Below are 8673 nucleotides of genomic sequence, written 5' to 3' on the forward strand. Positions count from 1 at the left end.
AAAGCTAGCCGTGCTGCAATGCGTCATAAATTTTTTCTGCCAGTGAACGACTGATACCAGGGACCTTGGCTATCTCTTCTCGACTTGCTCTTTTCAGTTCTTGTAACCCGCCCATATATTTTAATAGCGCCTGGCGACGTTTCGGACCAATACCTTCCACATCTTCCAAGACACTGCGTTTCCTTACTTTTGCGCGCTGCGCCCGGTGGCCACTGATGGCATGGTTATGGCTCTCATCGCGGATATGCTGGATTAAATGCAGCGCCGGTGAATCCGACGGCATCGAAAACTCTTCACCCGTGACCAGAAGTAGGGTTTCCAGTCCGGGTTTCCGCGTCGTGCCTTTGGCCACCCCAACCAGCAGGGCACGCTTGGGCCACTCCCCCATCAACGGACCTACTACATCATACGCTCTTGAAAGCTGACCTCTACCCCCATCAATAAAAATAATGTCGGGAATCTTATCCGGATCCAACTGCTTACCGTAACGACGCTCCAGGGCTTGTGCCATGGCAGCATAATCATCTCCACCAGTGATCCCGGTGATGTTATAGCGACGGTATTCCTGCTTCAGCGGCCCGTCCTGATTAAACACCACGCACGAAGCGACCGTTTTTTCACCCATGGTGTGGCTGATATCAAAACATTCCATCCGCGCCAGGCTATTGAGCTTGAGCACTTCACGCAGCTCAGTCACACGCTGATGAACTGTCATTTTGTGGTTGAGTTTACTGGTCAGCGCCGTACTGGCGTTGGTCTGGGCCAGTTTCAGGAAACGTGCCCGGTTGCCGCGCGACTGGGTTCTGAGTTCAATCTTGCGCCCGGCCAGCTCGGTCAAGGTCTTGGCAATCACCGTTTTCTCGTCGCCAAGCTCAGCCCCCAGCAAAATCACCGACGGGATCACCCGACCTTCGGCTTGATTGAGGTAAAACTGACTGACAAAACTGGACAAGACTTCAGTGAGCTCGGTGTCGGTCGGCAATTTAGGGAAGTAGCTGCGGCTACCCAGAATTTTACCCTGACGAATATAGAGCGCATGAATACAGGCCATACCCTGCTCATGGGCAATGCCGATCACATCCATATCATCTTCGCTGTCCTGACTGACGAACTGCTGCTCCTGGACCCGTCGAAGGGCCTGGATTTGATCGCGATAGGTCGCGGCTTTCTCAAATGCCAATTGCTGACTGGCTTGCTCCATTTTTTCGACCAACGACGCGATCACCTGACGATCTTTGCCCTGCAGGAACAATCGGACGAAATTCACCTGCTCCTGGTAGTCCGCGTCGCTGACCAGCCCTTTCACACACGGGCCCAGGCAACGACCGATCTGATACATCAGACACGGCCGACTACGATTGGCATACACCGAGTCTTCGCATTGGCGAACCGGGAAAATTTTCTGCAACAGATGCAGACTTTCACGCACCGCCCCGGAGTCTGGGTACGGGCCAAAATACTCGCCTTTACGCTTTTTGGCGCCGCGGTGAATGGTTAATCGCGGATGGGCATTGTTGCTGAGAAAAATGTAGGGATACGACTTGTCGTCGCGAAGCAGGACGTTGTATTTCGGCAGATACAACTTGATGTAGTTATGTTCGAGGATCAGCGCTTCGGTTTCCGTGTGGGTCACGGTCACGTCGACCTTGCAAATTCTCTGGACCAGCGCCCGGGTTTTCTCTCCGGCAACATGGGTCCGGAAGTAGCTCGACAGACGCTTTTTCAGATCTTTGGCTTTACCGACGTAAATGACCTCACCAGCCTGGTCGTACATCCGATAGACGCCCGGCTGGTGAGTCACTGTTTTGAGAAAGCTCTTCGAATCAAAGCTGTTGGATTCAAGCGGTTCTGACACTACTACAAGGTCTCTGTGTCTAACATTCCGTGACGAATCGCAAGGTGGGTCAGCTCAACATCGCCATTGATATCCAGCTTATTGAACAAGCGGTAGCGGTAGCTGTTGACCGTTTTCGGACTCAGGTTCAGCTGTTCGGAAATCTCTGTGACTTTCTGCCCTTTAGTGATCATCATCATGATCTGCAATTCGCGCTCAGATAAGTCCTTAAATGGATTTTCCGCATCCGAAGCAAACTGGCTCAACGCCATCTGCTGGGCAATTTCCGGGGAAATATAACGCTGGCCACTGTTGACCATTCGAATCGCATTGACCATTTCATCAGGGCCAGCCCCTTTGGTCAGATAACCCGCGGCCCCCGCTTGCATCACCTTCGTCGGGAACGGGTTTTCAGTATGAATCGTTAAAACGATGATTTTGACATCGGGACTAAAGCGCAGAATCTTACGCGTCGCTTCAAGGCCACCGATACCCGGCATATTCATGTCCATCAATACGATGTCCGCATGCTCCTGGCGGCACCATTTGACGGCTTCTTCACCACTGTCGGCTTCCCCTACCACTTTAATACCACGGACATCTTCGAGAAGACGTCGGATCCCTGTGCGAACCAGTTCGTGATCATCTACAAGGAATACATTAATCAAGCTGTATCTCCAATATGATTTGGCTCTGCACCCAGCCGGAATTGGCAGGATAGCTATTACTGATCTTACCCAATTTTACCCTAACATGAAATCTGAGCTGCCACTGTTTCTGTGTTTTAGCGCAAAGTTTCTCTGCCAGGTGTCACTTGACAAAATGGGGACAAAAGCTTTTGAACGCAGATTGGTAAATTGAACAAACTACGCAGCAGTATTTACCATATATCTGAAAAAATAAAGTATAAAATTCAATATATCCAAGTGGTTATAACTTAGTCAGAAAATCCTGCTGCCACACTCCCCCCGCGCTAATGTGCCGGGTGGACGAGAAGCCTTCACGACGATGCAAGCACCCGGTTATACACGCTGCAGCGCATCAAGCCAGGCAAAAAAGTCCGTTTCAGTTTGATTTCACAGCGATCTTGTCATATAGCTCTGTCATCTTCAGTCCCTGAAGCGCAGCACATGAAGGCATTCAAACACCCCGTTATTTTAGACAAGGATATCCATAAAATCACTCACGCACTCCTGAAAATCTCTTCAAATTGCGTATTGGTTGTCAAGGTGACATCGCACAGCAGTAAACGCATGACTGAAAAATGATAATCATTCTAATTAATATCGCTTTTACCCTTTCCGCCCTGAAGTCAGACGAAAATCACCATTTTTTGCACTGAATGCCCCACAAGGATGTTCCAGCGCCTATGCTGTTATGAAAGCTGAAACATCAAATGAAACAGCGTCATCCAGGAGGAAGGTTCATGCAAGGTAAAAAACAGGTGATCAGTTACCTCAATCAGGTACTAACCCTAGAGCTCACCTCAATTAATCAGTACTTTCTGCATGCCAGAATGTTTCGCAATTGGGGTTTGGAAGCACTGAATGAAAAAGAGTATAAAAAATCGATCAAGGACATGAAGCAAGCCGACGATCTGATTGAGCGGATCCTGTTCCTCGAAGGACTGCCGAACCTGCAACATCTGGAAAAAATTCGAATCGGTGAGGAAGCCGAAGAAATGCTGCAATGTGACCTGATCCTGGAAATGGAGCAGTTGGATCTGCTGCGGGAAGCCATCGCATTTTGTGAGACCAAATCCGACTATGTCAGCCGCGAATTACTGGAAGATATTCTTGCCTATGAAGAAGAGTATGTGGACTGGATCGAAACCCAACAAGCGCTGATCAGTAACATTGGTCTTGAAAACTATCTTCAATCTCAGATGTCATAAATAGGTGATTCACATGAAAGGTAATACCAAAATCATTGACACCCTGAATACCCTGCTGGCCGGTGAACTCACCGCGATGGATCAGTATTTTATCCACTCGCGGATGTATCAGGATTGGGGACTGGATAAACTCTACGAGCGAATCGACCACGAATTTGATGATGAAAAAGGCCATGCTGCGCTGTTGATTGAACGTATTCTGTTCCTGGAAGGCACGCCGGACCTCACCAAACGTGCCGACCTGAACATCGGCAAGGACGTTCCGGAAATGCTCAAGAACGATTTAGCACTGGAGTATGACGTCGATAAAGCCCTTAAGGCAGCAATCAAAGTTTGCGAGACTGAGCAGGACTACCAATCGCGAGAAATCCTGGAAAAACTGCTGGCCGATACTGAGGAAGACCATGCCTACTGGCTGGAAAAACAGCTCGGGCTGATCGACAAAATCGGCCTGCCGAATTATCTCCAATCCCAGATGGGTTAGTGCCAATTCGTCCTATCCTCACGTCCGGTCGGCCCTGTCGACCGGACCTCATTTTAGCCTCAGCTCAGCAAGGATAACCCGCTGCCGTCAGACATCGGCGCCGAAACCGATGACGCATCGACCGTGTCCACTCAGAATGCGACCACCTGATCCCGGCCGTTATGCTTGGCAGCATACAAAGCTTGGTCGGCACGGTGGAGAATGGACTCAAACGTATCCGCATCGGCGAAGGATGCCGTACCGATACTGATGGTGATACGCGCCACATTGTCCACCGACATCCGGGTAATCTGGGACCGTAATCGCTGTAACATCTCGGTACACTCTCCGGCTTGCTGGCAGGTCATCAACAGCAGAAACTCTTCACCGCCCCACCGGAATACCCGGTCAGCGGCACGGATATTCTCCCGCAGCACCTGCCCGACCGCACACAACACCGCGTCCCCGACCGGGTGACCATAGGTATCATTGATCTGTTTAAAGAAATCAATATCCAGCAGCGCAACGTGAAACGGAGAACCATCTGCTTCACCGCGCTCAATGCGGCCCATCAGTTCACTGGTTCCTGCCCGGCGGTTCCCCAAGCCGGTCAACGGATCGGTATAAGCCAGGGACTGCATGATTTTTGATGCTTTTTTCAGCTCCTGATTCCGGACATCAAGCTGCCGAGTCCGGCGCTCCACCAGCGTTTCCAGCGTGTGGTTAAACTCGTCCAGCTGCTTTTGTGCCTGGCGACGCTGGTGAATATTCACCATCAGCGCCGAGATAATCCCCAACAAGACCACGACCACCGCCACAGTCGTGTTTACCAGCGCCATATGCTCTTCATAATAAGAAATCGGTTTGCCTACGATTTTGCTGCCCGGCGGCAGGCGATCCAAATCGATGCGAAAATGATCCAACACGTTGAAGTCAAACACCGGGGAATACGCGGCTTTATCCTTCACCGGAATCGACTCAACCGGCGTACCGTTGAGAATGCTGATGGCCATTTTGGTGGCATTACGGCCGTGCAGGTAGGGATCATTCATCAACCCGCCCATCACACAGTTGCCGATCAACAAAGTCCCCCACATCCCGTAAATGGGCACTGGGCTGGACTTTGCCAGCAACGGCAGATCATGCCGGTAGGAGAAATAATTGCCGTCATTGTCCATATGAATCGCCATCATCAGGATGGCCGTATGCTCCCCGAGATCTTTCACGCGTTCATTCAAACCCTTGAGGGTAAAATCATCCCAAACATCCAGTTGGATCCGGGACTTGTCCGGGTCGCTGTCCCATTGCGCTTTGATCGCATCCACCTGCTCGACCATCTTGCGGCCCAGCTCGGTACGATCGCCCAGTAACACGATACGTTTCACATCGGGCTGAAGTCGGGTGATCAATTCCAGGTTACCCTGGATTTCCATACCTTCCTGGATCCCGGTGAAATTGGGTTTATCCTTCAAGGCGGTCGGATCAAACACATTCACCCCGCTAAACACCACCGGCGTACCCGGAAACAAGCTTTCGGCATGTTCGAGCATAAAGTTATAGGCCAGATCATCGCCGGTCATGATGATCTCCGGGGTATATCGCTGGTACTTATACTTCAGCAAGTCCACCAGCAGGTGGTGATAGGTGTCATCATCAACGAAGCGACGCTCATCCATATACTCGACATGCAGGTCGTAATCGGGGAAAGTCTTTGACAACTCATCTTTCACCCCGCGGGTCAGTGCCTCGCTCCAGGGGTATTGAGAATCATAAGAGTTGATCAGCAGCACGGTCGGGTGAGACTGGGCAAACGCAGCCATCGGCACAAGCCAGAATAAAACGAGCAATAACCTTGTCAGCATTAAGCTTGAACCTTTTGTACGATGAAATGCGTTGTAACTCGCGGGATTATATGAACCCCTCCCGGCAAATTCAAACCACGTAATTTCTCCAAAAGGTGCATACCTTTTGCGCATTAAATGTTCTGTTTCACAAAAAACACTGTAGAATTAATTATATAGAGGCGATTGCTCTACACTGTTTGCAAAGCACGATGTAATGTTCATGGACCTAAATAAAATGTAATAAATTACGAGGAGATCACGTGATAACGCTTTTTCTGGTCAATAGCGCCATCGTTGCCCTGGCAGTTTTCCTCCACTATACGTTTCTGCGTCAAATGAGTTTACTCATCCCCAAAATTCCGATGCTCCATGGGTTTAAAATCCTGATCGGCGTCCTGGGAGCCCTGGTCGCACACTCCGCCGAAGTCTGGATCTTCGCTTTTGCCTACTACAATCTGCATCACTCTGATAACTGGGGATCGCTGACGGGAAACTTTGACAGCAGCCTGCTCGACTGCGTGTATTTCTCGTTTACCACCTACACCACGCTGGGGTTTGGCGACATCGTGCCGGTTGGCCACCTGCGTTTTTTGACCGGCGTTGAATCCCTGACCGGGCTGGTGCTCATTACCTGGACGGCGTCGTTTCTTTATCTGGAGATGCAGCGCTACTGGAAACTGAACCATGACGCGGATCGTTAAATTCGAGATTCACCCAACGTCACCGTAGCAAGGGCTACGTGAACATCCGACATGCGTGGCGTTCACCGCGCTTTCTCCTACACTTACACCTAAACAACTTTTTCAAAGCACTCGCTTTCATGTCTGAAAAGGAGAAAATGTATGGGGATCACTCAGCTTTTTTCTCGGATTTTTGTTCATCGACGCGCTCAGGACAAACAGACCCGCCTCAAATCCAAATTACAGTTCGCGCTGTCGCAAAATCAGGTTCCACCCCGCAGTGAGATATTATCCGATGCCCGAACCGACGCTTCCTTCCGGCATTTGCCAGCACGTCCCGTGGCCCCGGATGCGGTGATCGAACCTCAACAACCCCCATCGTCGTCACCGGATTAACCCTCTGCCGATGCACCGCCGTTTTTTGAACATGCTTTCCTGCACACCGCTCAGGGTAGTACTCGCCAGCAGCTTACTGATCGCCCCGCCTTTGATCGGCGTATGGTTCGCCGGCAAACCACTCTCTCCCTACCTCAGCCTGATGCCATCGACACTGTATGTAGAAAAGCCTGGGTTTTCATGGCCCATCTTTCTCCTGTTGACCCTGCTGATCCTGTGTTGCACGCTCCCGCTGCTGTGGCGGCTCATCAGTCCCCCCTCCGAAAGTAACAACTTGAGCGGGCCAGCGGCCTCACGCCGCAGCATTTCCGCCACAGCATTTCCCTATTGGGGCTGGTTGGGACTCTGCCTGCTGATCCTGAGCTGGGCTCTGGCCTGGGCCGATGTTTCCGGCGGTGAATCCTGGCAGCGTTACACCTTCACGCCGCTTTGGCTCGGTTATATTCTGGTGATCAATGGACTGAGTGAAAAGCAACACGGCATGAGCCTGCTCCGTGCCCAGCCCGGTCGATTGGGTTGGTTATTTCTCATGAGTGCGGTGTTTTGGTGGTTCTTTGAGTACCTCAATCTGTTTGTCCACAACTGGTATTATGTCGGCCCGCCGATCACGCCGCTGACGCGTACGCTCACGGCCAGTTTATCCTTCTCTACGGTATTGCCGGCGGTGATGAGCACCGTCTTCTGGCTGGCCGAGTTCCAACGCTGCCAAAATGCCTACACCCAATACGTACGTTTTCCGCTGCCTCACCCAAAAGCACTGGCCGGATTGGCGCTCCTGGCCGCCATGTTGTCTCTGTTTGCGCTGGGCGCGTGGCCGGACAGCTTCTTTCCCCTGGTCTGGATTTCGCCGCTCATGGTCATCGTTGCCCTGGAAACCCTGGCCGGCAAGCCGACCCTGTTCTCCGTGATCCCAAAGGGGGATTGGCGCCCGTTCGCACTGCCGGCGCTGGCTGGTCTACAATGCGGGTTCTTATGGGAGCTGTGGAATTTTGGCAGCAAAGCGCCGTGGATCTATAACATCCCGTATGTGGATCGGTTTTATTTGTTCGAAATGCCACTGCTGGGCTATGCCGGCTACTTGCCGTTTGGATTGGAATGCGCGTTGATCGCGTCACTGTTGGGGGTGATTGCGCACGGCGGGGTGAATACCCACGCGATTGAGCCGTTGAACAGTCGGAAATAAACATCGTGGCTCAGGGGCGGCAAAAAACCGCCCCTCTCTCTGCATCTTCCCGCCTGTTTCGCGGGGAGAAACCAATGCTTAGGCTTAGGCTTAGGCTTAGTCTTAAGCTGAAGCAGTTGCCGGAACCACTTTGAGCGACAGGGTCAGCGTAAACCGGGCGACGGGCTCATCGCCATCCTGACTCGGACAGGTGACCATCACCTCCACCGGCTCATTGACCCGCTCGCCGGTCTCAGCGCAGCGTTGAAGCATCTCCCGGATAGCCGCGCCCTGATGACAAGTAAAGATCACATCCCCTTCAGGACGGCGCAGAAAATCGCCCTGAACCGACTTAAAGGCCAGAGACAGCGTTAATCCTGAGCGTGCCGCCATCTCCATC

At 51.8% G+C, this 8673-nt stretch carries 8 protein-coding genes and 1 pseudogene; 5 read left to right on the plus strand and 4 right to left on the minus strand.

What is annotated here, in order from left to right:
* Positions 1-4: 4 nt before the first annotated feature.
* Together uvrC and uvrY are read right to left on the minus strand one after the other, a co-directional pair.
* Positions 5-1855 carry an excinuclease ABC subunit UvrC gene (uvrC, locus tag VV869_RS07605; protein WP_337734379.1) on the minus strand — a complete coding sequence of 617 codons (1851 nt, stop codon included), beginning with the start codon at positions 1853-1855 and terminating at the stop codon, positions 5-7.
* Positions 1856-1857: 2 nt separating this feature from the next.
* Positions 1858-2502 (minus strand): UvrY/SirA/GacA family response regulator transcription factor, encoded by a 645-nt coding sequence (gene uvrY / locus VV869_RS07610; protein ID WP_255390124.1) that lies wholly within the window; start codon positions 2500-2502, stop codon positions 1858-1860.
* Between the two features lie 758 nt (positions 2503-3260).
* On the opposite strand from uvrY, the gene bfr (VV869_RS07615) reads away from it, so the two are divergent.
* Positions 3261-3728: a bacterioferritin gene (gene bfr / locus VV869_RS07615; protein WP_337734380.1), complete on the plus strand. Its 468-nt coding sequence runs from the start codon at positions 3261-3263 to the stop codon at positions 3726-3728.
* Between the two features lie 13 nt (positions 3729-3741).
* Entirely contained in the window at positions 3742-4212 is a 471-nt protein-coding gene (bfr, locus tag VV869_RS07620) for a bacterioferritin (RefSeq protein WP_337734381.1), read from the plus strand.
* Between the two features lie 131 nt (positions 4213-4343).
* Here the strand turns inward: bfr (VV869_RS07620) and VV869_RS07625 are convergent, their stop codons facing one another.
* Positions 4344-6053: an ABC transporter substrate binding protein gene (locus tag VV869_RS07625; protein WP_337734382.1), complete on the minus strand. Its 1710-nt coding sequence runs from the start codon at positions 6051-6053 to the stop codon at positions 4344-4346.
* Positions 6054-6295: 242 nt separating this feature from the next.
* On the opposite strand from VV869_RS07625, the gene VV869_RS07630 reads away from it, so the two are divergent.
* The 3 genes from VV869_RS07630 to VV869_RS07640 all read left to right on the plus strand — a co-directional run bounded on the left by VV869_RS07630 (position 6296) and on the right by VV869_RS07640 (position 8294).
* Positions 6296-6736 carry a potassium channel family protein gene (locus VV869_RS07630; RefSeq protein WP_337734383.1) on the plus strand — a complete coding sequence of 147 codons (441 nt, stop codon included), beginning with the start codon at positions 6296-6298 and terminating at the stop codon, positions 6734-6736.
* A gap of 141 nt (positions 6737-6877) precedes the next feature.
* Entirely contained in the window at positions 6878-7111 is a 234-nt protein-coding gene (locus VV869_RS07635; protein WP_337734384.1) for a hypothetical protein, read from the plus strand.
* Positions 7112-7385: 274 nt separating this feature from the next.
* Positions 7386-8294 carry a hypothetical protein gene (locus tag VV869_RS07640; protein ID WP_337734385.1) on the plus strand — a complete coding sequence of 303 codons (909 nt, stop codon included), beginning with the start codon at positions 7386-7388 and terminating at the stop codon, positions 8292-8294.
* Positions 8295-8396: 102 nt separating this feature from the next.
* Here VV869_RS07640 and VV869_RS07645 read toward each other — a convergent pair.
* Positions 8397-8673: pseudogene (locus tag VV869_RS07645) on the minus strand (DUF4442 domain-containing protein); the annotation flags it as partial.

It is taken from the genome of Photobacterium sp. MCCC 1A19761 (genome assembly GCF_037389125.1).
Classification (GTDB): Bacteria; Pseudomonadota; Gammaproteobacteria; order Enterobacterales; family Vibrionaceae; genus Photobacterium.